The sequence below is a fragment of the Halorubrum sp. SP9 genome, from assembly GCF_005435015.1.
Taxonomy (GTDB): Archaea; Halobacteriota; Halobacteria; order Halobacteriales; family Haloferacaceae; genus Halorubrum; species Halorubrum sodomense.
Map to the genome: position 1 here is coordinate 1 of NZ_SGXU01000704.1, position 237 is coordinate 237.

General features: G+C 63.7%; 1 pseudogene. It reads left to right on the forward strand.

Annotated features, from left to right (window positions below):
* Nucleotides 1-237: pseudogene (locus EXE45_RS20220) on the forward strand (glycosyltransferase family 2 protein); the annotation flags it as partial.

Consider the following 237-nt stretch of genomic DNA (forward strand, 5'->3'; position numbering starts at 1 on the left):
ATGTCAGCGCTACCGCTCCTCGGCGTGGTCATCCTGGCGTTGATTGCGGTCTCGCTGTTCACCGGCGGCACCGGACTGCTCATCCAGTTGGCGGGGTTCTTCGTCATCCTCCAAGTGCTGCTATCGGCGCTCGCGGTCCTGATCGAGGACGAGGACCTCCGGCTCGTCCTCCTCGCCCCCTTCTCGCTTTTCGGGTACAAGCAGTTCCAAGACGCCGTGCTGCTCCGGAGCCTCAGT